This window comes from Mesorhizobium sp. P170090, from assembly GCF_057786115.1.
Genome location: NZ_JBYNWH010000001.1, coordinates 5,095,589 through 5,116,601 on the forward strand (window position 1 = coordinate 5,095,589; position 21,013 = coordinate 5,116,601).

Annotated in this window: 16 protein-coding genes, 1 other RNA gene and 2 pseudogenes; 8 read left to right on the forward strand and 11 right to left on the reverse strand. The window is 63.1% G+C overall.

Annotation, left to right across the window (positions count from 1 at the left end; translation table 11 throughout):
* Positions 1-284 precede the first annotated feature (284 nt).
* Positions 285-1,400 carry a cystathionine gamma-lyase gene (locus AC3EML_RS24725; protein WP_023690869.1) on the forward strand — a complete coding sequence of 372 codons (1,116 nt, stop codon included), beginning with the start codon at positions 285-287 and terminating at the stop codon, positions 1,398-1,400.
* Between the two features lie 8 nt (positions 1,401-1,408).
* On the opposite strand, the gene AC3EML_RS24730 is transcribed toward AC3EML_RS24725, so the two are convergent.
* From AC3EML_RS24730 to AC3EML_RS24765, 8 genes and pseudogenes are all read right to left on the reverse strand, one after another.
* Positions 1,409-1,735 carry a type II toxin-antitoxin system RelE/ParE family toxin gene (locus tag AC3EML_RS24730; RefSeq protein WP_352522181.1) on the reverse strand — a complete coding sequence of 109 codons (327 nt, stop codon included), beginning with the start codon at positions 1,733-1,735 and terminating at the stop codon, positions 1,409-1,411.
* Entirely contained in the window at positions 1,698-1,982 is a 285-nt protein-coding gene (locus AC3EML_RS24735) for a type II toxin-antitoxin system ParD family antitoxin (RefSeq protein WP_023668264.1), read from the reverse strand. Before AC3EML_RS24735 ends, AC3EML_RS24730 begins: the two co-directional genes overlap by 38 nt.
* Before the next feature lie 109 nt (positions 1,983-2,091).
* Positions 2,092-3,288 (reverse strand): annotated as a pseudogene (locus AC3EML_RS24740) (IS256 family transposase).
* Between the two features lie 223 nt (positions 3,289-3,511).
* Positions 3,512-3,909, reverse strand: an RNA gene (gene rnpB, locus AC3EML_RS24745) — RNase P RNA component class A.
* A 51-nt stretch (positions 3,910-3,960) separates the two neighbouring features.
* The gene (locus tag AC3EML_RS24750) at positions 3,961-4,665 is read right to left on the reverse strand and encodes a lytic transglycosylase domain-containing protein (protein ID WP_023729353.1); all 705 of its coding nucleotides are present in this window, start codon (positions 4,663-4,665) and stop codon (positions 3,961-3,963) included.
* Between the two features lie 184 nt (positions 4,666-4,849).
* Positions 4,850-5,617, reverse strand: a complete 768-nt coding sequence (locus AC3EML_RS24755; RefSeq protein ID WP_023668262.1) for an N-acetylmuramoyl-L-alanine amidase — start codon at positions 5,615-5,617, stop codon at positions 4,850-4,852.
* A complete protein-coding gene (locus tag AC3EML_RS24760) occupies positions 5,614-6,333 on the reverse strand; it encodes a TerB family tellurite resistance protein (RefSeq protein WP_352522206.1) in 720 nt (239 codons plus the stop codon). The genes AC3EML_RS24755 and AC3EML_RS24760 overlap by 4 nt, the downstream gene beginning before the upstream one ends.
* A gap of 209 nt (positions 6,334-6,542) precedes the next feature.
* Positions 6,543-6,740 carry a hypothetical protein gene (locus tag AC3EML_RS24765; RefSeq protein WP_023668260.1) on the reverse strand — a complete coding sequence of 66 codons (198 nt, stop codon included), beginning with the start codon at positions 6,738-6,740 and terminating at the stop codon, positions 6,543-6,545.
* 177 nt (positions 6,741-6,917) lie between these two features.
* Here AC3EML_RS24765 and AC3EML_RS24770 point away from each other — a divergent pair, with 177 nt between their 5' ends.
* From AC3EML_RS24770 to AC3EML_RS24780, 3 genes and pseudogenes are all read left to right on the forward strand, one after another.
* The gene (locus AC3EML_RS24770; protein ID WP_352522205.1) at positions 6,918-10,877 is read left to right on the forward strand and encodes a hydantoinase B/oxoprolinase family protein; all 3,960 of its coding nucleotides are present in this window, start codon (positions 6,918-6,920) and stop codon (positions 10,875-10,877) included.
* 31 nt (positions 10,878-10,908) lie between these two features.
* Positions 10,909-12,207 (forward strand): BtaA family protein, encoded by a 1,299-nt coding sequence (locus AC3EML_RS24775; protein WP_031201832.1) that lies wholly within the window; start codon positions 10,909-10,911, stop codon positions 12,205-12,207.
* Positions 12,204-12,860, forward strand: a pseudogene (locus tag AC3EML_RS24780) (class I SAM-dependent methyltransferase); the annotation flags it as partial. The gene AC3EML_RS24775 and the pseudogene AC3EML_RS24780, both read left to right, overlap by 4 nt.
* Before the next feature lie 123 nt (positions 12,861-12,983).
* Here AC3EML_RS24780 and AC3EML_RS24785 read toward each other — a convergent pair.
* Positions 12,984-14,363 (reverse strand): serine hydrolase domain-containing protein, encoded by a 1,380-nt coding sequence (locus AC3EML_RS24785; RefSeq protein WP_023690860.1) that lies wholly within the window; start codon positions 14,361-14,363, stop codon positions 12,984-12,986.
* A 283-nt stretch (positions 14,364-14,646) separates the two neighbouring features.
* Here AC3EML_RS24785 and AC3EML_RS24790 point away from each other — a divergent pair, with 283 nt between their 5' ends.
* Positions 14,647-15,444 (forward strand): glycoside hydrolase family 25 protein, encoded by a 798-nt coding sequence (locus tag AC3EML_RS24790; protein ID WP_023682151.1) that lies wholly within the window; start codon positions 14,647-14,649, stop codon positions 15,442-15,444.
* Positions 15,445-15,476: 32 nt separating this feature from the next.
* Positions 15,477-16,706 (forward strand): lytic murein transglycosylase, encoded by a 1,230-nt coding sequence (locus AC3EML_RS24795; protein ID WP_352522204.1) that lies wholly within the window; start codon positions 15,477-15,479, stop codon positions 16,704-16,706.
* 25 nt (positions 16,707-16,731) lie between these two features.
* Here AC3EML_RS24795 and AC3EML_RS24800 read toward each other — a convergent pair whose 3' ends face one another.
* Positions 16,732-17,631 (reverse strand): LysR family transcriptional regulator, encoded by a 900-nt coding sequence (locus tag AC3EML_RS24800; RefSeq protein WP_488505334.1) that lies wholly within the window; start codon positions 17,629-17,631, stop codon positions 16,732-16,734.
* A gap of 131 nt (positions 17,632-17,762) precedes the next feature.
* Between AC3EML_RS24800 and AC3EML_RS24805 the strand changes: the two genes are divergently transcribed.
* On the forward strand, positions 17,763-18,494 hold the full coding sequence (locus tag AC3EML_RS24805; RefSeq protein WP_023712423.1) for an SDR family oxidoreductase: 732 nt from the start codon (positions 17,763-17,765) through the stop codon (positions 18,492-18,494).
* Here the strand turns inward: AC3EML_RS24805 and AC3EML_RS24810 are convergent.
* Positions 18,491-19,711 (reverse strand): alanine racemase, encoded by a 1,221-nt coding sequence (locus AC3EML_RS24810; RefSeq protein ID WP_023697033.1) that lies wholly within the window; start codon positions 19,709-19,711, stop codon positions 18,491-18,493. The two genes, AC3EML_RS24805 and AC3EML_RS24810, sit on opposite strands and share 4 nt — an antisense overlap.
* A 211-nt stretch (positions 19,712-19,922) precedes the next feature.
* Between AC3EML_RS24810 and AC3EML_RS24815 the strand changes: the two genes are divergently transcribed.
* Positions 19,923-20,840 (forward strand): DMT family transporter, encoded by a 918-nt coding sequence (locus AC3EML_RS24815; RefSeq protein WP_023682155.1) that lies wholly within the window; start codon positions 19,923-19,925, stop codon positions 20,838-20,840.
* Positions 20,841-21,013: the final 173 nt, after the last annotated feature.

The window sequence follows — 21,013 nt, forward strand, 5'->3', positions numbered from 1 at the left end:
CGCCGCGGCTGCCCGATTGGCGTACGCTTTACCCTGACGCGGAACGAAGGCTTTGGTATCGAAATGGGATATCATGGGGCACTATGGGCGTCAACGGGAACAGGCTTCACAAACGCGCGCGCCACAACCGGTGAGAGCAGCTCTGACAACACTCCCGTCTTTATCTCCCATTAAGCCTAACGAACCGTTTAGAGCGGGCTGGCCCAAGCGGAAGCGGCTTGCCGCGCATCACTGCCGCGAATAGCGTCGTCAGTCTTTTCGCTGAGCAACAAGGTCAGAAATCCATGTCCGAAACAGCCAGGTCCCGCGCGGCCTCCCTTGCCCATCTGCGTCGCGACGGACTTGCCAAAGGCGACCCCATCCCATTGCCGCTGACCATGGCCGCTATTTTCCACAACCCGGGCGACGGCGCCGGCTACAGTCAGTACGGCCGTTACAGCAACGCCACCTGGGATGCAGTCGAGCACATGCTGGCGCATCTCGAAGACGCGCCATGCGTCGGCTTCCCCTCAGGAATGGCGGCAATCTCGGCGGTGTTTTTCGGCCTGTTGAAATCCGGCGACCGCGTGCTTTTGCCTTCGGACGGCTACCATGCCACACGCGCGCTGGCCGAACGTTTCCTCAAGCCCTTCGGCGTCGCCTATGATCTGCGGCCGACAGCTACATTCCTCGACGGCGGCTTCGACGGCTACCGCCTTGTCTACGTTGAAACCCCGTCAAATCCGCGATTGGACATTTGCGACATCACAGCGGTCGCCGAGGCCGCGCACCAAGCGGGCGCGATCGTCGTCGTCGACAACACCACGATGACGCCGTTCGGCCAGCGCCCGCTCGATCTCGGCGCCGACATCGTCGTTGCTGCCGACACCAAGGCGGCCAACGGGCATTCCGACGTGCTGTTCGGCCATGTCGCCAGCCGCAATCCAGACATCATCGCGGACGTCACCGGCTGGCGCGAGACCGCGGGCGGCATTCCCGGCCCGTTCGAGGCTTGGCTGGTGCATCGCGGCCTGGAGACGCTGGAGGTACGCTTCGACCGCATGTGTTCTTCTGCCGAGGTGATCGCGAAGCGCCTGAAAAACCATCGCGCCGTTAGCGGCTTGCGCTACCCCGGGCTGGAGGGCGACCCGTCGCACAACCTCGCCCGGGCGCAGATGGAGCGCTTCGGCTTCCTCATGTCCTTCGAACTCCTCTCCCAGGAAAAGGCCGAGGATTTCATCAACAACTGCACGCTGATGCAGGCGGCAACGTCGTTCGGGGGTGTCCACACCTCCGCCGAGCGGCGGGCCAAGCGAGGAGATTCGGTTCCGCCCGGCTTCGTGCGCCTGTCGGTGGGCTGCGAGCCGGTGGAAGAACTCTGGCAGGCGATCGAGGCATCGCTGGACAAGATCGGCATCTGAGCTGGCGGTTAGGTCACCAAGTCATCGGCGCCAATATCGCGCCTGCCGTGCAAAACGCGGACGATCTCGATCGCGTCTTCGCCCATGCGATACAGAGTGACATATTCGCCGACGATCAGATGACGAATGCCGGGCGCGATATCATCGCGCGGCGCACCTGAGAACGGGTGCAAGGTGAGCAGTGTCCAGCGCCTCTCCAAAGCGTCCACAAGGCGCATGGCTCCCTTTGGGCTATGTTCCGCAATGTAGTCACCGATGCCTTCGACATCTGATATCGCCTGAGAAGCAGCCGATATTTCACTCTTCCGAGCCTGCAGCTTCCGACATCCTGTGATATTTGGCTCGCAGCCGGTCCATGAAGGGCTGGCCGTCCACCGCCGGTCCGCTGTCGATCCCCTCCTGAACCAGCCTGCGCAATTCCTCGACCGTGTAGCCGAGAAGATCGCGGCGGTCTTTCCATTGCCGCAGCGCATCACGGATGACTTCGCTGGCCGAGGCATATTCGCCGGCGGCCACGACATCGTCGACCGCCGCCGCCAGTTCCGGCGAAAGCGTGATGCTGCGTTTGTCGACGTGACCCATGATGCGCTCCTGATCAAACCATGACAATCATGGTACGATTAAATCGTACCAGCTTCAAGGATGGGTTGTGTGCGTCAAGTTCTGCAAAAAGGGGCGGCCATGATGCTGGTCATGCGGCTTGGCGCAGAGCGAGCTTCTTGTGCTCGCGCAGGTCGTCCATGTTGATGTATCGGTTGGCCTCCATCCAGTTTTCATTGGTCTCGACGGCCAACGCCCTGACCAGGCGCAGGCAGCTTTCGGTGTTGGGGAAGATGCGCACGACATAGGTGCGCCGGCGGATTTCCTCGTTGAGCCGCTCCAGCATGTTGGTGGATTTGAGATGCTTGTGGTGCTGTCTCGGCAGCCTGAAGAAGGTCAGGGTTTGTTCGATGGCATCCTCGGCCCAGCCTGTCAGGCGCGGATAGCGTGCCGACCATTTGGCAAGCCATGCGGCAAGATCAGCCCTGGCCTCTGCGAGATCGCGCCGGTCGTAGAGCCAGCGCAATTCCTGCAGGCAGTCGTCGCCGTGCTTCCTCGGCAGATGATCGAGCGCGTTCCTGAGGAAGTGCACGTAGCAGCGTTGCCATGCTGCTTCGGGGATCACCTCGCCGATCGCTGCCACCAGGCCGGCGTGATCGTCGGACACAACCAACTCGACGCCCTTGAGGCCGCGCGCCTTGAGGCCGACGAGGAAGTCCCTCCAGGCCGAGCGGCTCTCGCGATTGGCCATCTCCACGGCCAGGATCTGGCGCCTTCCGTCCTAGTCGATACCGACCGCGATCAGCACCGCCTGGCTCATGACAACACCGGCTTCACGCACCTTCTCGTAGCGCGCATCGAGGATGAGGTAAGGAAACGGCTCTTGAAGGGGGCGCCTGGCAAAGGCAGCGAGGCTCTCGTCCAGCCGCTTGTTGATGGCCGAGATCGACGAGGCCGAGAAGGCATGGCCGCACAGTTCTTCCGTGATCGCCTTCACCTTGCGGGTCGACACGCCCTGGACATACATCTCGGCCAGTGTCGCCACCAAGGCCCGCTCGGAACGCTGGTAGCGCTCGAACAGCTCGGTGGAGAAGCGCCCGGCCCGGTCCTGCGGAACCCGCAGCTCGAGCTTGCCGACCCGCGTCACAAGGGTACGGCCGTAATAGCCCGAGCGATAGCCAAGCCGTTCGGGCGTGCGCTCGCTCTTCGAGGCACCCAGCGCCTCGTCCATCTCGGCCTCAAGCACCTCCTGCATCACCGCACGGAGCACTTCGTGCAATCCATCCGGGTTCGAAAGCAAAATGTCTTTGACGGCAGCGCTGGCGGTCTTAACTTCAGTCTTGGTCATGGTGGCGTTCCTTCGCGGGAATCAGGTGACGTGAACAATCACCAGCCTGCCATGACCGCCCCCTCTCAGCGAATTTGCAGAACTCTCAGCACACTACCCAAGGATGCGTTTGTCTCGACCCCAGCATGCGTACTTGATTCAATCGCTCAAGCACCTGAATCGCCAGCTGCGCCCGAAGGCGCAGACTGCTGATCCAAAGGATTAATCGCGATATGGGGGAGAAATTGCCAGCTGGCCTGTAAGCCGGGTTTTGTATGGCCCTCGCCCCTTTCGGGGCGAGAACGTGGCGGCCATTCATCTTGGGCGCATGTTGCCATCCGCCTCACGCAACCTACCCGGACGGTGAGCCGGAAACAGCCCTCGAAGGTTTCCCCTCGCACCGTCCCTATTCGGTCTTGCTCCCGGTGGGGTTTACCGTGCCGCTCCTGTTGCCAGTCGCGCGGTGGGCTCTTACCCCACCCTTTCACCCTTGCCCCGATAAATCGTGGCGGTTTGCTTTCTGTGGCACTTTCCCTGGGGTCGCCCCCGCCGGCCATTAACCGGCACCGTGTCTCCATGGAGCCCGGACTTTCCTCACCCGCAGCCTTTCGGCTTTGCGGGTGCGGCCGCCCGGCCAGCTGGCACAGCGTATAAAGGGGTTCACGTTCCAAAACGCAAATGAAAAAGCAGACTTTATGCCGGCGATCCCAATGCCGCCAACTGCACCTTGACCTTGCCGCAATACGCCGCCGACACCGGGTTCATCCGCGTCGCGGCATGGCCGGCATTGTATTTCAGGATCGTGCCGCAGGTGGTGCCGCCGCCGAGATTGCGCGCCATGGCAAGGTACTTCATGCCGTATTTGATGTTGGTGTCGGGATCGAACAGACCCTTGGCCGAGCCGCTATACCCCATCATCCGCGCCGTTGCCGGCTTGATCTGCATCAGGCCGATTTCACCCGCGCTGCCGACGATGTTCGGCCGGTAGTTGCTCTCGATCTTAATGACCGCCTGGGCCAGCGACACCGGCACGCCTTCGGCCGCAGCATAGCGGGCAATGATTGCCGAATACTGGCCGCCAAGCGCGGCTGCCGCAGTCGACTCCGCAGCGGTGCTTGGGCGGATCGATGCGGTCGTCGTCAGGTCGACGCTCTTCCTGTTGCGCTTAAAATGCCTCTTGGCCGTGGCTTTTCTGGCCTTCACCACGGCTGCTTTGCGCACTTTCGCGGTGGTTGCCCTTTTTGCTTTCGGGTTTGCCTTCGTCATGGTGGCCTTGGCGGGTGCGGCGATGAAGCCCTGGTCTGCCCTCTGGCTCACTGGTGCGGCATCGGCCGTGCTGAAGGCAAAAGTCATTACTCCGGCAGCAATAGCTGCCGTTACAACGGTCAATTTCTGCATGTGGTCCTGTTCTGTTTGGCCGCGCGAAGATCTTCACGCAGCAACGCCTAATCAATATCGGAGCATCCGGGGGGCTGGAGGTCCGATAACTTGCACGAACTGCCTTTGAGGGCGGAATTTGTGTCGAACAAGGCGAGGCAATTCACTTTCAGTGACAAGCTGTAACTTGGATATCAGGAAAAGATTATTTAGACGCAACTGACCTAAGGGAAGTCAGCAGGCTTTGCAGCGTGCTAGACGTAGAGCCGTCGGCGACTCCATCCACCAGGCGTGGTCGGAAATGCCGCTGAAAAGCTTCGACGACGATTTCGGTCTGGCGGTCGAAGACACCTGATATCTCGACGCCATAGCCATAGAGCGCCAGCATCGACTGCAGTGCCTCGACCTCGGCGCCGGTATCGCCGGCTTTCAGCACCGCGCCGCGCCGGACCGGCGCCGCAGGCACGAGATGGCCGACCCCGGCCGCAAACAGCGCCTTCCAGGGGAATTTCTCGCCCGGGTCGATCTTGCGCCCCGGCGCGATGTCGGAATGGGCAAGCACCCTTTGCGCCGTAATGGAATGGCGTTCGATGACACCAAGGCAAAGACCGATCACCGCTTCCACCTGCCGCTTGGGAAAGGCCGAATAGCCGAGCGAATGGCCGGGATTGACGATTTCGATGCCGACCGAACAGGAGTTGATGTCGCGACGACCGAACCAGGAACTTGCACCGGCGTGCCAGGCGCGGTCGCTTTCGCGCACCATCTGGATGATGCGACCGTTCTCATGGACGAGGTAGTGGGACGAGACTTCGCTTGCGGGGTCGCACAGCCAGGCTTCCGCGGCAGCACCCGTCGCCATGCCGGTATAGTGCAGCACGATCATGTCGGGCCTGAGCGTTTCGCGCCGCGGGCCGAAATTCGGCGATACCCTGACCTCCGCGCTTGGCTCGTCGGGCGAGAAGCCGGTCATGCGTGCCTGAGGCCCCGCTCGATCATTTCATAGGCCGCGTTGATCGCCGCGACTCTGGTCGTTGCAATCTTGATGAATTCCTGCGGCAGGCCGCGCGCGATCAGCCGGTCCGGATGATTGTCGGAGACCAGCTTGCGGTACCGCTTCCTGACCTCCTCGAACGGCTTGCCGCGCTCAATGCCGAGCACGATATAGGGATCGCCGGCCCCGAGATTGACGTGCCTGGCCATAATGGCCTCGTAGTGCACCTCGTCGATGCGGAAAATCTCGGCAATACGGTGCAGGAAAATCCCTTCGCGCTCATGCACCAGCCCGTCCGCCTTGGCGATATGGAACAGACCGTCGAGTATGTCTTCCAGCATGACGCAGTTCGAATGGCCCGAGCCGCACATCTGCGCCATACTCTCGGCATAGGTCTCGAACCCGGCGACGTCGCGCTTGGCCAGATCGTAAAGCCGCGCCACATTGCGGGTCTGTTCTCGCGGCACCTCGAATATTTCCTGGAACGCGCGAACCTCGTCCTGGGTGACGATGCCATCGGCCTTGGCCATCTTGGCTGACAGCGCAATCATCGCCACAGAGAAGGCGACACGCCGGCGCAGATCAGCGTCACCGGAGAAAACCGTGCGCACGGCCTCAACCACATCGGCTGCGCCGGACGTGGCTGAAGATGAAACGCGGGTGATGAAGTCGCCGAGGCGATCCCAAATCGACATGAGCGCTTATTAGGGCCGCCGGCCATTGCTATCAAGCCAAGACAGCGCCGCAGAGTGGACCGAATTTACGCAAGCAGCCGACGCGCCAGATCCCAAACCGTAGGAAAGAGCCGGTTCAAGGCCCTTGAGCCCCGAATCGACCTAAACGCAGGAAGGCCGGCGCGAAGCCGGCCTCCTCTCTCGTCACGTCAAAGTGACCGGGACTGCTGCTACTGCGCGGGGGCAGGAGCAGGTGTTGCCGGAGCCGGTTCTGCAGGCTTCGGTGCATCCGGCGTCGCCGGCTTCATGGGCTCGGCGGCTGGCGGATTGGTGCTCTGGGTGGTGGTGTTATCCGTACCGCTGTCGCTGCAGGCGGCAACGCCGAACAGGGCCAGGGCGGAAACGGAAGCAAGAATGAGCTTTTTCATGACATCTCTCCTTCAACACACGCTCACGTTGCGGTGAACGGTCGAAGGCAAAATGCATCAAACGGCCATGAGTTTCGTAACGTTGCGTTTCCTGATGTAACATCCGCGCACTACCGATTGCGGGCCGGGCGATGCCGAACTAACAGTCTGGACCCAAATGCAATGCCGGAGTTCTGCGTGGACAAGAAATGGGATTTTTGGATCGACCGCGGCGGCACCTTTACCGACGTGATCGGACGTGATCCGCAAGGCGGTTTGCATCCCAGGAAATTCCTGTCGGAAAATCCCGAAGCCTATCCCGACGCGGCCATAGCCGGCATCCGCGAGCTTCTGGGGCTGAAATCCGGCACCGCTATTCCTCCGGGCCTAGTCGGTGACGTCAAGATGGGTACCACCGTTGCCACGAATGCGCTGCTGGAGCGCAAGGGCGACCGTGTGCTTTTGCTCATCACCAAGGGCTTTCGCGACGCGCTGAAGATCGCCTATCAGGCGCGGCCGGACATCTTCGCCAAGGAGATCATCCTTCCCGAACAGCTCTACGAGCGAGTCATCGAGATCGACGAGCGTGTGCGCGCCAATGGCGAGGTCGAGCGCTTGCTCGACATCGCCGCCTGCCGGCCCGCCATCGAACAGGCGAAGGCCGACGGCATCGATGCGGTGGCCATCGTCTTCATGCATGCCTGGAAATATCCCGACCACGAGAAGGCGGTGGCGAAAGTCTGCCGCAAGATCGGGTTCAGCCAAGTCTCGGTCAGCCATGAAGTCTCGCCGCTGATCAAACTGGTCGGCCGCGGCGACACCACCGTGGTCGATGCCTATCTGTCGCCGATCCTGTCGCGCTATGTGCAAAGGGTGGCGGGAGAACTGGGCGCGACGCCAATCTCCCCACTTGTGGGGGGTGAGGAGCGGTCGGCCAAAGGCCGAGAAAAAGCCAACGATTTGGCTTTTTCAGCGACGAACGCCCGGAGCCATAGCGAAGGGCAGTCGGCAAAGCCGACAGAGGGGGTTCTCTCAGGAGGCACCACCAAAGCGTCGAGCACTGCCGCGGCGACCCCACCCGGCGGCTTCGCCGCCACCCTCCCCTCGAGGGGGAGGGAGAACCCTCGCCTGATGTTCATGATGTCGTCGGGCGGGCTTACCGCCGCCGACATGTTTCAGGGCAAGGACGCGCTGCTGTCCGGCCCGGCCGGCGGTGTCGTCGGCATGGTCGAGACGGCGAAACTCGCCGGATTCGAGAAAGTCATCGGTTTCGACATGGGCGGCACCTCGACCGACGTCGCCCATTATGACGGCGAGTATGAGCGCGCCTTCGACACCGAGGTCGCCGGCGTGCGCATCCGTGCGCCGATGATGCGCATCCATACCGTCGCTGCCGGCGGCGGCTCGATCCTGCACTACGAAGCCGGCCGTTTCCGCGCCGGCCCGGATTCCGCCGGCGCCAATCCTGGCCCCGCCGCCTACCGGCGCGGCGGCCCGCTGGCCGTCACCGACGCCAATGTCATGCTGGGCAAGCTGCAGCCCGATTTCTTCCCGGCAATTTTCGGCCCAGGCCAGGACCAGCCGCTCGATGTGGCCGCCGTGCGCAAAAAATTCGCTGCGCTGGCCGTCGAAATCGGCGATGGCCGCACGCCGGAAGCCGTCGCCGAAGGCTTCGTCACCATCGCGGTGGAAAACATGGCCAATGCCATCAAGAAGATCTCCGTGCAGCGCGGCTATGACGTCACTGAATATCTCTTGAACTGTTTTGGCGGCGCCGGCGGCCAGCATGCCTGCCTGGTTGCCGACGCGCTCGGCATGGAGGCGGTACTGATCCACCCCTTCTCCGGTCTGCTCTCAGCCTATGGTATCGGCCTGTCGTCGGTTTTCGCGTCGCGCCAGCAGGCGCTCCTGAAGCCGCTTGCCGAAGAATCCAGGACCCAGATGGGCAGCCTCATCGGCACGTTGAAAAAAGCCGTCATCGCCGAATTGGTAGCGCAAGGCATCGCCGAGGACAAGATTGCGGCAAAGCCGGTGCTGCACATCCGCTATGACGGCACCGACACCACGCTGCCGGTGAATTTCGAAGGCGACTCGATCTTCCAGGCCAGGCGCGATTTCGAAATCGCCCACAAGGCGCAGTTCGGGTTCGTCTATGATGACAAGCCGATGATCGTCGAGACCGTTGGCGTGGAAGGCGCCGAGATCGTCGAGACCACGGCCGAAGCCGTTGCGCCCGCCGGACCGGCAAGGGTTGAAGCGGGTGCGTCCGGAACGCGGCGCATCTACACCGAGGGCCGCTGGCATGAGGCCGGCATCCATCGTCGCGAAAATCTGCGCCCATCCAACCTGATCGCAGGCCCCGCTTTGATCATCGAGCCGAACCAGACCATCGTCGTCGAGCCGGGCTGGCGGGCCGAAATCACCAACCTCAATCACGTCGTCATCCGCCGCACCGAACGGAAAGTTCGCACGGCTGCCCTCGGTACCGAAGCCGATCCGGTGATGCTGGAGGTCTTCAACAACCTCTTCATGTCGATCGCCGAACAGATGGGCGTTACGCTGCAGAACACCGCCTATTCCGTCAACATCAAGGAAAGGCTGGATTTCTCCTGCGCCGTCTTCGACCGCCACGGCGCGCTGGTCGCCAACGCGCCGCACATGCCGGTGCATCTCGGCTCAATGGATCGCTCGGTCGAAACCATCATCCGGCTGAACTCCGGCGACATCCACCCCGGCGACGTCTTTGCGCTGAACGCACCTTACAATGGCGGCACGCATCTGCCCGACATCACCGTGGTGACGCCGGTGTTTTCCCTCCCCCTTGAGGGGAGGGTGGCCGCGCAGCGGCCGGGTGGGGTCCTCTCAGAAGGCACCACAAGAGCGTCGAGCACTGCCGCAACGACCCCCTCCGGCGGCTCCGCCGCCACCTCCCCCTCAAGGGGGGAGGAAGTAATCTTCTACGTAGCCTCACGCGGCCATCATGCCGATATCGGCGGCACTGCCCCCGGCTCGATGACGCCGCTTGCCACCACGGTCGACGAGGAAGGCGTGCTGTTCGACAATTTCCGCGTCGTCGATCGCGGAAAATTCCGCGAGGCGGAGCTGCAAACGCTGCTCACCGACCACCCCTACCCCGCCCGCAACCCGCACCAGAACATCGCCGACCTAAAGGCGCAGATCGCCGCCAATGAAAAGGGCGTGGCGGAACTGCGCAAAATGGTCTCCCATTTCGGCCTCGATGTCGTCGAGGCCTATATGGGCCATGTCCAGGACAATGCCGCCGAAAGCGTGCGCCGCGTGCTGGAAAGGCTGCCTAACAGCTCGCAGTATGAATACCCGACCGACACCGGCCAGGTGATCAAGGTGAAGATCACGGTCGACCGGCAAAAGAGCGAAGCGACCGTCGACTTCACCGGCACCTCGCCTGTCATGAAGAACAATTTCAACGCGCCCGAGCCCGTCGCCCGCGCCGCCGTGCTCTATGCCTTCCGCGTCATGGTCGAGGACATGATCCCGATGAATGCCGGGTGCCTCAGGCCCACCAACATCATCATCCCCGACGGCTCGATGCTGAAGCCGGCCTACCCCGCAGCAGTCGTCGCCGGCAATGTCGAGACCTCGCAGCATGTCACCAACGCGCTGTTCGGAGCCATGGGCGCCATGGCCAATGCGCAAGGCACGATGAACAACCTGACCTTCGGCAACAAGCAGTACCAGTATTACGAGACCATCTGCTCCGGTTCGCCGGCAGGCCGGATGAACTCCGGCCGCGGCTTTGCCGGCACATCCGGCGTCCACACCCACATGACCAATTCGCGCCTGACCGACCCGGAGGTGCTGGAATTGCGCTTTCCCGTGCTGCTCGAGGATTTTCACATTCGCGAAGGCTCCGGCGGCAAAGGCAAATGGGATGCCGGTGACGGCACCAGGCGCACCATCCGTTTCCTCGAAAAGATGGAATGCGCCATCCTGTCCTCGCACCGCAACCGCCCGCCGCAAGGCCTCGACGGCGGCGGTGACGGCGAGGTCGGCTCGACCAAGGTCCGCCGCCAGGACGGCAGCGTCGAGACGCTGAAGGCCTGCGACCAGACCGTGCTCGACGCCGGCGACGCCGTCATCCTGACGACGCCGACACCCGGGGGATTTGGCAAGGCCTGAACTCGCGTCAACAGGCTGTCACCCGCCTGTCATGCCCCTGAGTTACCCGCTTGCGGCAAAGCAAATGGGGAATCACTTTGCCATGACGGACGTCTCCTCGGATCTCGTTTTTCGCCGCGGCAAGGAAGTTGGAAAAGCCGTCTACCAGAACCGCCCGCTGTCGAAGGCCGGCATCTCGGAGCGGCTGTTCGCCCTCTTGTTTTCCGGTCTCGTCTATCCGCAGATCTGGGAAGACCCTGAAGTCGACATGGAGGCCATGCAGCTTGGCCAGGGTCACCGCGTCGTCACCATAGCGTCGGGCGGCTGCAACATCCTCGCCTACCTCACCCGCTCGCCTGAACGCGTCGATGCGGTCGACCTCAACGCCGCCCACATCGCCTTGAACCGGATGAAGCTGGAGGCGGTGCGGCATCTGCCCTCGCAGGGCGATCTGTTCCGTTTCTTCGGCGCCGCCGGCACCAGCCACAATTCGCAAGCCTATGACCGCTTCATCGCGCCGCATCTCGACCCGGTCAGCCGCCACTATTGGGAGCGTCGCAGCTGGCCCGGCCGCCGGCGCATCACCGTCTTCGACCGCAATTTCTACCAGACCGGCCTGCTCGGCCTGTTCATCGCCATGGGCCACCGCATCGCCAAATTCTTCGGCGTCGATCCCGCCGGTATCATGGCGTCGAAGAGCCTCGCCGACCAGCGCCGCTTCTTCAACGAAGAGCTGGCGCCGGTCTTCGACAAGAAGCTGTTGCGCTGGGCTACCTCGCGCAAGGCTTCGCTGTTCGGCCTCGGCATTCCGCCGGCGCAGTACGATTCGCTGATCACCTCGGGCGATGGTTCGATGGCCAGCGTGCTGAAGGCCCGGCTGGAAAAGCTCGCTTGCGATTTTCCGCTGAAGAACAACTACTTCGCTTGGCAAGCCTTCGCCCGTCGCTATCCCAATCCGGGTGAGGCCGCCCTGCCCGCCTATCTAGAAGAGGCCAACTACAAGGCGATCCGCAACAATGTCGATCGCGTCGGCATCCACCACGCCAATCTGATCGAATTTCTGGCCGGCAAGGACGCAAGCACCGTCGATCGTTTCGTCCTGCTCGACGCGCAGGACTGGATGACGAACGACCAGCTCAATGCCCTTTGGTCGGAGATCACCCGCACCGCCTCGGTCGGCGCCCGAGTCATCTTCCGTACCGCCGCCGAGCCCAGCCTGCTGCCGGGCCGCGTCTCGATCTCGCTGCTCGACCAGTGGACCTACGAGGACGAGGCCTCGCGCGACTGTTCGGCCCGCGACCGCTCGGCCATCTATGGCGGCTTCCACCTCTATGTGAAGCGCGCGGCATGAGCGCGAGCGAGCTGCCGGCCGACCATGCCGAACTGATGGACGGCGTCTATCGCTGGCAACGCCATATCTACGACCTGACCCGCAAATACTATCTGCTTGGCCGCGACCAGATGATAGCCGGGCTGGATGTGCCGGCGAATGGCAGAGTGCTCGAACTTGGCTGCGGCACCGGCCGCAACATCGCGCTTGCCGCCCGCCGCTATCCCGACGCCCGCCTCTACGGCCTCGACATCTCGGCCGAGATGCTGGAGACGGCGAGCAAGGCGATCGGCCGCGACGGCCTGTCCGGCCGCGCCGTGCTGGCGCGCGGCGACGCCACCGATTTCGACGCCAAGACGCTGTTCGGCGTCGAGCGCTTCGACCGCATCTTCGTGTCCTATTCGCTGTCGATGATCCCCGGTTGGGAAAAGACGGTTTCGGCAGCCCTTGCGGCACTCGCGCCCGGCGGCTCGCTGCATGTCGTCGATTTCGGCCAGCAGGAAGGCTTGCCCAACTGGTTCCGGACATTGCTGCGCGGCTGGCTCAAGAAATTCCATGTCACCCCACGTGAATCATTGCGCGAAGTCTTGGAATCGGAATCTCGGCGAACCGGCGCAAGCTTCTGTTTCCGCGCGCTTTATCGCGGCTATGCCTGGCTGGCGGTCGTCAAGATCGCGCACTCTTACCTCCCCCTCGATGGGGGAGGTCGCGCTGAAGGCGCGGGTAGGGGTGAAGTGCCAGGCACCCCGCCCGGCGCTACGCGCCCGCCCTCCCCATCAAGGGGAGGGTAAAGGGAGCTAGCGCAGTGCCTTCATCAGCGCGCCGACCATCACCTGCGGCCGGTAGCCGAGCTTGGCCGGCGTCAACCCCAGCCGCACCACCACCAGTTGCTCCGACGGGATGATGGCGACCGTCTGGCCGTCATGGCCCTCCATCCAGTAGGTATCGTTGGGCAGGCCGGCGGCGACGCCGGCGCCGGGATTTCCTTCGTCCCCCGGGGCTTCGATCCAAAGTTGCCCCTTGCCGTAGACTTTCGAGGCCGGTGCCGGTTCGCGCATCCAGTCGACGAAACCGGCCGGCAGGATCTGGTTGCCGTTCCAGACGCCGCCCTGCAGCAGGAATTGGCCGAACCGCGCCCAGTCATGCCCCGTGGCATAGAGGTAGGATGAGCCGACAAAGGTACCCTCCTCGTCGGTTTCGAGCACCGCGCTTTGCATGCCGAGCGGCCCGAACAGCGCTGCCCTTGGCCACATCAGCGCCTTGTCCTTGTCGCCGATAGCATCCTGCCACAGCCGCGACAGCATCACCGCCGTGCCGCTCGAATAGGAAAAGACCTTGCCGACGTCGCCGGTCAGCGGCTTGGCCTCGGCGAAGCCCGCCATATCCGGTTCGAGGTAGAGCATGCGCGTCACATCGGCAACGTCGCCATAATCCTCGTTGAACTCGAGTCCGCTCGACATCGCCATCATATCGGCAAGGCTGATGGCGGCGCGGCCGTCCGCCTTCCATGAGCCGAACAGGCCCTGATTGGTCACCGCCATCTTGCCGTCCTTGACCAGCGTGCCGACGAGCGCGGCGTTGACTGTCTTGGTCATCGACCAGCCCAGCAGCGGCGTTTTCGCCGAAAAGCCGTCGCCATAACGCTCCGCAACAATGCGGCCATTTTTGACCACCACCACGGCGCGCATGCCGATGCCGGTCATCGCCGCACCGTCGAGGATCTTGTTGATTTCGGGATTTTGCGAGGCATCGACTCGATCTCCCTCGGGCCACAGATCGCCCTTGGTGGCCGCCGACGCCTCGGCAGGGATTGACGTGCGCCGTGCCTTGCCGACGTCGCCATCAGGAACCGAGGCGCAACCCAGGCCGGCGCGCGCAACGGCAACGCTCTTGCCGAGGAAGCCAAGCAGCCCGGCCGAGACGGTCCCCCTGTTCTTGTCGACCGACACCTTCATCAGCCTGAGAAGCGGATGGCCGGGCGCCTGCACGTCGATGGCAAGCACCTCATTGGGATCACGGCCGGCGATAAAAACATTCGAGCAGACAATCTTGGCGGAATAGCCGGAACCGACGCGGATCAGTTCGGGCGGCGCGACGTAGAGCCAGGTAAACAGGGCGGCTATGGCCAACACGACCAGGCCGAGCAGCCATTTGATGATCTTCACGGCGATCCGCATCTTTCCGTCCCTGCTTTTCCGCTGCCCGTGGCTTGCGGCCCGATTTATGTCATCGATTTGCCGCCATTGCTTCCGCAAAATCGGTGTTCTTGTCGAGCGCCGTCAACCTGTTATCAACCATGATCGGCGATCACTGGTGCATGTCGCCCAAAAGTGCGCAGCGGTTTTGGAACAACGACATGCACGAAAATAGCGTATCAGGCGATGCTGTGGGGCGATCGCCTGAGGGGCACCTGCAACGACAACCCAACAGCGACCGGCTGATTCCGGCTCGGGAAATGCGATGCGCCGTTTCGCGGCCCTCATCACGTTGACGCTGCTGGCCGCCTGCTCGACCGCCGGCGATCTCGTGCCCTCGATGTCGCCATCCAGCAGCCCGACGGTTGCCGTGCGTGCACCGCGTTTCGAAGACTCCAAGCCGCATGAATGGGATAGCGGCGCGCCTTGGAACTATGCCGTTCACGGCACCGACGTCTCCAAATACCAGACCTCGGTCGACTGGCCGACGGCCAAGGCCAGCGGCATCTCCTTCGCCTTCATCAAGGCGACCGAGGGCGGCGACCGTTTCGACGAGTATTTCAACGAGCATTGGTCGCGCACCAAGGCCAATGGCATTCCGCGCGCGGCCTACCATTTCTTCTATTTCTGCACGCCTGCCGCCACCCAGGCGCGCTGGTTCATCCAGAACGTGCCCGTCGACCGCTCGGCCATGCCGCCGGTGCTCGACATGGAGTGGAACCCGCAATCGCCGACCTGCCGGCTGCGCCCGGATTCAGCGACGGTGCGGGCCGAAATGACCACCTTTCTCGAGATGATCGAGCGGCACTATGGCAAGAAGCCGATCATCTACACCTCGGTCGACTTCTTCGACGATAACGACCTTGCGACCTTCCGCGGCTATCCCTACTGGCTGCGCTCGGTGGCCGGCCACCCCCGCCAGAAGTACGGCAGCCACCCTTTCACCTTCTGGCAATACACCGGAACCGGTATCGTGCCCGGCATGAACGGCAAGTCCGATATCAACGTCTTCAACGGCACTGAGGCAGCCTGGAAAAAGTGGCTGCGGCAGAACACCCGTTGACACCGGCTCTGCCGCCTGCTTTTCGACGTCCCATGCGCACCTACCTGCAGCCACTGGGATATTTCCGCCGGAAACAGTCGAAGAGCCGCCTGCGCTCCGGGCTGCTCGCGGCCCTGCTGCTCGGCGCTACGGCGATGCCGGCGGCGGCGCAGGAATGCGGCGGCGACTTCGAAACCTGGAAGCAAGGCGTGGCGGCGGAAGCCAAGGCAGCCGGTGTCGGCGCTGTCGGCCTTAACGCGCTGGAGGCCGCCACCATCGACGACAAGGTGCTCGCGCGTGACCGCGCCCAGGGCGTCTTCGCCCAGACCTTCATTCAGTTCTCCAACCGCATGATCTCGGCCTACCGGCTGAAGCAGGGCGCGGCCAATCTGAAGAAATACGCCGAAATCTTTGCGCGCGCCGACCAGCAGTTCGGTGTCCAGGCGCCGATCATCACCGCCTTCTGGGGGCTGGAGACCGATTTCGGCGCCGTACAGGGCGATTTCCACACGCTGAGCGCCTTGGTGACGCTGTCGCATGACTGCCGCCGCCCGCAGCTGTTTCGGCCGCAACTGCTGCCGCTGTTGACGCTGATCGATCGCGGCGTCGTTCCGGCCGACGTCACCGGCGCCTGGGCCGGCGAGATCGGCCAGACCCAGATCCTGCCTTCCGATTATCTCGCGCGCGGAGTCGACGGCGACGGCGACGGCATCGTCGACCTCAGGCGCAGCGTACCCGACGTGATCATGACCACGGCCAACAAGGTGCTGTCGCGCGGCTGGAAACGCGACCAGCCCTGGATCGAGGAAGTGCGCGTGCCCGAGGACATGCCCTGGGAGCAGACCGGCCGCACCAACAAGTTGCCGCTGTCGCAATGGGCCGCCTGGGGCGTCACCAATCCCGATGGCACGCCGCTGATCGACAATGGCCTGAAGGCCGGCCTGGCGCTGCCGATGGGCCGCAAAGGTCCGGCCTTCCTCGCCTACGACAATTTCGACGTCTATCTCGAATGGAACCAGTCCTTCACCTACGCGCTAACCGCCGCCAACTTCGCCAGCCGGCTGGCCGGGGCACAGCAGTTCGACCCGCGCAATCCCGAAACCGGGCTCAATGGCGACCAGATGAAGGAATTGCAGACCAAGCTCGAAGCCAGGGGCTATGACGTCGGCACCGTCGACGGCATTCTGGGCACCAACACCCGCGAAGCCATCCGCAAGGAACAGATGCGGCTCGGCATGCCGGTAGACGGCTGGCCGACGCCGGAGCTTTTGGGGAAACTGTGAGTAGAATCTGCCCAAGCTGGGTTCCTTATTCCCTACTCCTTGCCCGGACGAAGTCGATAAATGCCCGCAAAGCCGGGGGGACGTGCCTCGAACTCGGGTGATACAGGAAGAAGCCTGGAAAGCTGGGCGACCAGGGCTCTAGAAATCTCATCAGCCTGCCCGCATCGATCCAGGACTGGACCTGATAGTCGATCATGTAGGCAACGCCTGCTCCACCCAGTGCCGCGTTCAGCATCAGCTCGGTGTCGTTGACAGTCAGGCTGCCCTCGACGGCGATTTCCAGAGACCGTTTGCCGCGCGCGAACTCCCATCGATAGAGGTTGCCGCCACCAGGCCACTGGAATTTTATGCATTGGTGCTGATGCAACTCCTGCGGATGGCGCGGTATGGCCCGGTTTTCGAGATAGACGGGAGCGGCCACCGCCGCCATCTGCAAATCCCCGCTCAGTTTCACTGCCACCATGTCCTTCTCCAGCCGCTCGCCAAGCCTGATTCCGGCATCGAACCGTCCTCGAACAATGTCGGTCAGCGTATCGTCGACGATGACGGTCAGCGCGATATCAGGATAGGCGCGTTGGAAGTCGCCAAGGATCGGGCCGATGAACCGCACCGCGGCAACACGCGGCACGTTTATTCGTAGCGAACCCGCCGGTCGATCACGCGCGGCATGAATGTCCGCTACGGCGCCCTCTAGCTCTTCGAACGCAGCGGCAAGGCGCGCAAACAGCGTCTCGCCGACACCAGTGGGTGAAACACTACGCGTCGTGCAATTCAGCAACCTGACGCCGATGCGAGCCTCCAGTTGCCGGATCGACTGGCTGAGCGCCGGCGGGGAAACACGCAGCCGGGCGGCGGCGCGGACGAAACTACGCTCTTCCACGATTGCGGCGAATGCCTTGAGCTCGGCGAATTCAGAACCGCGCATTGTGTATTCCTAGATTAACACGCTAGTCAGATAATAGGCCATTATCTGATCAGTTGCATGGCCCTATTTCTCGACTAGCGGACCCGTCGGATGAAACCGGCACTGGCCTGAATGATTGAAGGAAACGTATCATGCCCAAGTCCTTGCAAGGCAAAACCGCACTCGTCACCGGCAGTTCGCGCGGCATTGGGCGAGTCATCGCCGAAGGCCTCGCCTCCAAGGGCGCTGCCGTCGTCGTCAACTATGTCGGCAACCACGAAGCCGCTGACGAGGTCGTGGCCGCCATCGCCGGCAAGGGAGGAAAGGCGATCGCCGTCCAGGCCGACATATCAAGCGTCTCGGATATTCATCGCCTGTTTGACGAGGCTGAGAGTGAGTTCGGCGCGATCGACATCGTGGTTGCCAATGTCGGCGTCGCCGTCATCAAGCCTCTGACCGAGGCAACCGAAGCCGATTTCGACCATGTCTTCGGCACCAATGCCAAGGGCACGTTCTTCGTGCTTCAGGAAGCAGCGCGCCGTGTGCGAAACGGCGGCCGCATCATCGCGGTCTCCACCGGCGGCACCAAGATGTTCTTCACGCAAACGGCGCTCTATCTCGGCAGCAAGGGCGCCGTCGAACAATTCGTTCGTGTGCTCTCGCGTGAACTCGGACCGCGCGGCATCACCGTGAATGCGCTGTCGCCTGGCTTCACCGACACGGACCTGCTTCCCGAGCGCGATCGCGCCGTGGCGGCCGGCATGTCTCCATTTGGCAGGATCGGCGCGCCCCGCGACGTTGCCGATGTCGCGGTCTTCCTGGCCAGCGACGAGGCCCGCTGGCTGACCGGCGAGAATATCCAGGCCGGTGGCGGGGTCGCTTAGTCCGCCATCGTCTCCAGGCTGGCGAATCCCTGCGGCGCATCGCCTTCGTCAAACGGTGTCGTCACCTCGACAAATGTGTCGGGATAAAAACCGTTGAAGCGGGTTCTCAGCGACAGCGAATAGGCGCCGATATGGCCGATCTCGATCCAGTCGCCGGTGTCGACGGTTTCCGGCAGCCAGAACGGCCGCGACAGGATGTCGACGGAATCGCAGGTCGCGCCGCAGACCTTGAACGGCACGATGTTCTTCTCCTCGCCATTGCGCGAACGGATCGCCGGATCGGGGATGAAGCGGGCCGGCAGTGTGATCTTGCCGGTCCAAGAATCCGACAGCGACGCCCAGATGCCGTCATTGATGTAGAGCCGCTTGCCCTTGCGCAGCAGCACCCGCACGATCAGCGACAGGCAGCGCGCCACGATCACCCGGCCGGGCTCGGCCACCAACGGGATCTGGTCGAACTGGTATTCCCTCAGGTCGCCCGACAGCCGCGACATGATCTGGCCGAGCGACGGCATCTCGAGCTGCTTGCGATTGGGGTCATGGCCGTACTCGGCGGGAAAGCCGCCGCCGACATCGAGCCCCGCAATGTCGAAGGTCAGCCGGTTGCGCACCCAATCGGCGGAGGCCAGCGCCCGTTCATAGGTGTCGGGATCCTCGATCTGGCTGCCGACATGGAAGCACAGGCCGACCTTGTAGCCGGTGCGGTTGAGCCGCTCGGCGAGTTCCACCGCATAGGCCGGCCCGGCGCCGAATTTCTTCGACAGTTCATAGGCCGCCGAACCCTTGGTCTGGATTCGCACGAACACGCTGATGGAGCCCGGATCGATGTCAAGCGCCCGCACCACCCGCGTCAGCTTGGTGATCTCGTCCTCATGGTCGAGCGAAATGACCCGGATGGCGTATTTTTCCAGCGCAAGCTTGATGTCCGACTGCGCCTTGACCGGATGCATGTAGAGCATCTCGGCGTCGGGTGAGACGGCGCGCACTGCGGCGAACTCGCCGGGCGAGGCCACATCGAAGGCGGTGACGCCGGCTTCGACCAGCGCCTTCAGCACGATCTGCTCGCCATTGGTCTTGACTGCGTAGGCGGTCTTGCCGGGAAACATGCCCATGAACTGTTTGGCATCCGCCTTCAGCACCTGCGGGCGAAAGCAGTAGACCGGATCGTCCGGCCGAAGCGCCAGCGCCGCCTCGCGGGCATTCTCGAATCGCTGCATGGACGAATCCCCTGACTTCTCGGCTGCGCACAATTAATCCAAGCTAGCGGCCAAAGAAAACAATTCTGTGTCTGGCGGGCACTGACCCAGCGGCGCACCCTCCTGGCAGCACTGTTGCCAGCAATCAGGTTTCGGGTGGCTCTTGTCGCCGGACCCGATATGCCTTCTGCCTGAGTGGCTGGCATTGATGCCGCGGGGAAGGACGTTCACGATGGCAATAGCCACGACAGCCGTGCAGCGCGGACCGATGACGCTGAGGGACTGGGGACAGCTTCTGCTGCTCGGCGCCATCTGGGGCGGCTCGTTCTTCTTTGCCCGCATCGCCGTTGCCGAAATGCACCCGCTGGTGCTGGTGCTGTTTCGCGTTGCCATCGCGGCCATCGCACTTCAGCTCTATCTCGGCATTCGCGGTCCGTCCTTCCGCCTCGCCTTCCCGCATGCCGGCCTGTTTTTCCTTTTGGCGCTCGCCAACAATGTCGTCCCGTTCTCGCTGATCTTTGCCGGCCAGACCGCGCTTGGCGCCGGCGTCGCCTCGGTGCTCAATGCGACGACGCCGTTCTGGACGCTGATCCTCGCCAACGCGCTGACAGCGGACGAAAAGCTCTCCTGGAACAAGCTTGCCGGCATCGGGCTCGGCATCGCCGGCACCGCTGTCATGATCGGCCCCGGCCTGCTGGCCGGGCTCGGCGGCCCGGTCTGGGCGAAATTCGCGCTGATCGGCGCCTCGCTGTCTTACGCCGTCGCGCTGATGATTGCCCGCCGCTTCAAGGGCGTGCCCTCGCCGGTCATCGCCACCGGACAATTGACGGCGTCGACCATCATCATGATCCCGGTGGTGCTGCTCACCTATGGCCCGGCCGGCCTGTTCTCGGCCTCGCCGCCGGTCTGGACGGCGGTGCTGGCGCTGGCGCTGCTCTCCACCGCCTTCGCCTACATCCTCTATTTCAACCTCGTCGCCTCGGCCGGCGCCACCAACGCCTCGCTGGTCACGCTCATCGTCCCGGCCAGCGCCATCCTACTCGGCCTCCTGTTCCTCGGCGAGCGGCTCGCTCTGTTCGAGTTCTGCGGCATGGCACTGATCGCGCTTGGCCTGGTGACGATCGACGGGCGGTTGTTTGGTCGGCGCTAATGCCTGTCGACCAAAAGTGCGCAGCGGTTTTGGGACAACGACGCGCTTTAGGTCTGGTAGCGCTGCCATGCCTCGCTTTCGCCACGGCCGCGTCACAATTTATTCACAGGCTGCCAGCGGCTTTTGCCGAAGAGTTTCAACGCTTAACGACAGGTGGCAGGTCGCAAATTCCA

What these genes read in the sequence shown, in the direction of transcription:
- AC3EML_RS24810 (WP_023697033.1), bottom strand. Translation starts at nt 19,711, where the DNA reads ATGCAGCGATTCGAGAATGCCCGCGAGGCGGCGCTGGCGCTTCGGCCG.
- AC3EML_RS24800 (WP_488505334.1), bottom strand. Translation starts at nt 17,631, where the DNA reads ATGCGCGGTTCTGAATTCGCCGAGCTCAAGGCATTCGCCGCAATCGTG.
- AC3EML_RS24790 (WP_023682151.1), top strand. Translation starts at nt 14,647, where the DNA reads ATGCGCCGTTTCGCGGCCCTCATCACGTTGACGCTGCTGGCCGCCTGC.
- AC3EML_RS24805 (WP_023712423.1), top strand. Translation starts at nt 17,763, where the DNA reads ATGCCCAAGTCCTTGCAAGGCAAAACCGCACTCGTCACCGGCAGTTCG.
- AC3EML_RS24815 (WP_023682155.1), top strand. Translation starts at nt 19,923, where the DNA reads ATGGCAATAGCCACGACAGCCGTGCAGCGCGGACCGATGACGCTGAGG.
- AC3EML_RS24775 (WP_031201832.1), top strand. Translation starts at nt 10,909, where the DNA reads ATGCCCCTGAGTTACCCGCTTGCGGCAAAGCAAATGGGGAATCACTTT.
- AC3EML_RS24725 (WP_023690869.1), top strand. Translation starts at nt 285, where the DNA reads ATGTCCGAAACAGCCAGGTCCCGCGCGGCCTCCCTTGCCCATCTGCGT.
- AC3EML_RS24755 (WP_023668262.1), bottom strand. Translation starts at nt 5,617, where the DNA reads ATGACCGGCTTCTCGCCCGACGAGCCAAGCGCGGAGGTCAGGGTATCG.
- AC3EML_RS24765 (WP_023668260.1), bottom strand. Translation starts at nt 6,740, where the DNA reads ATGAAAAAGCTCATTCTTGCTTCCGTTTCCGCCCTGGCCCTGTTCGGC.
- AC3EML_RS24785 (WP_023690860.1), bottom strand. Translation starts at nt 14,363, where the DNA reads ATGCGGATCGCCGTGAAGATCATCAAATGGCTGCTCGGCCTGGTCGTG.
- AC3EML_RS24760 (WP_352522206.1), bottom strand. Translation starts at nt 6,333, where the DNA reads ATGTCGATTTGGGATCGCCTCGGCGACTTCATCACCCGCGTTTCATCT.
- AC3EML_RS24795 (WP_352522204.1), top strand. Translation starts at nt 15,477, where the DNA reads ATGCGCACCTACCTGCAGCCACTGGGATATTTCCGCCGGAAACAGTCG.
- AC3EML_RS24735 (WP_023668264.1), bottom strand. Translation starts at nt 1,982, where the DNA reads ATGGGTCACGTCGACAAACGCAGCATCACGCTTTCGCCGGAACTGGCG.
- AC3EML_RS24750 (WP_023729353.1), bottom strand. Translation starts at nt 4,665, where the DNA reads ATGCAGAAATTGACCGTTGTAACGGCAGCTATTGCTGCCGGAGTAATG.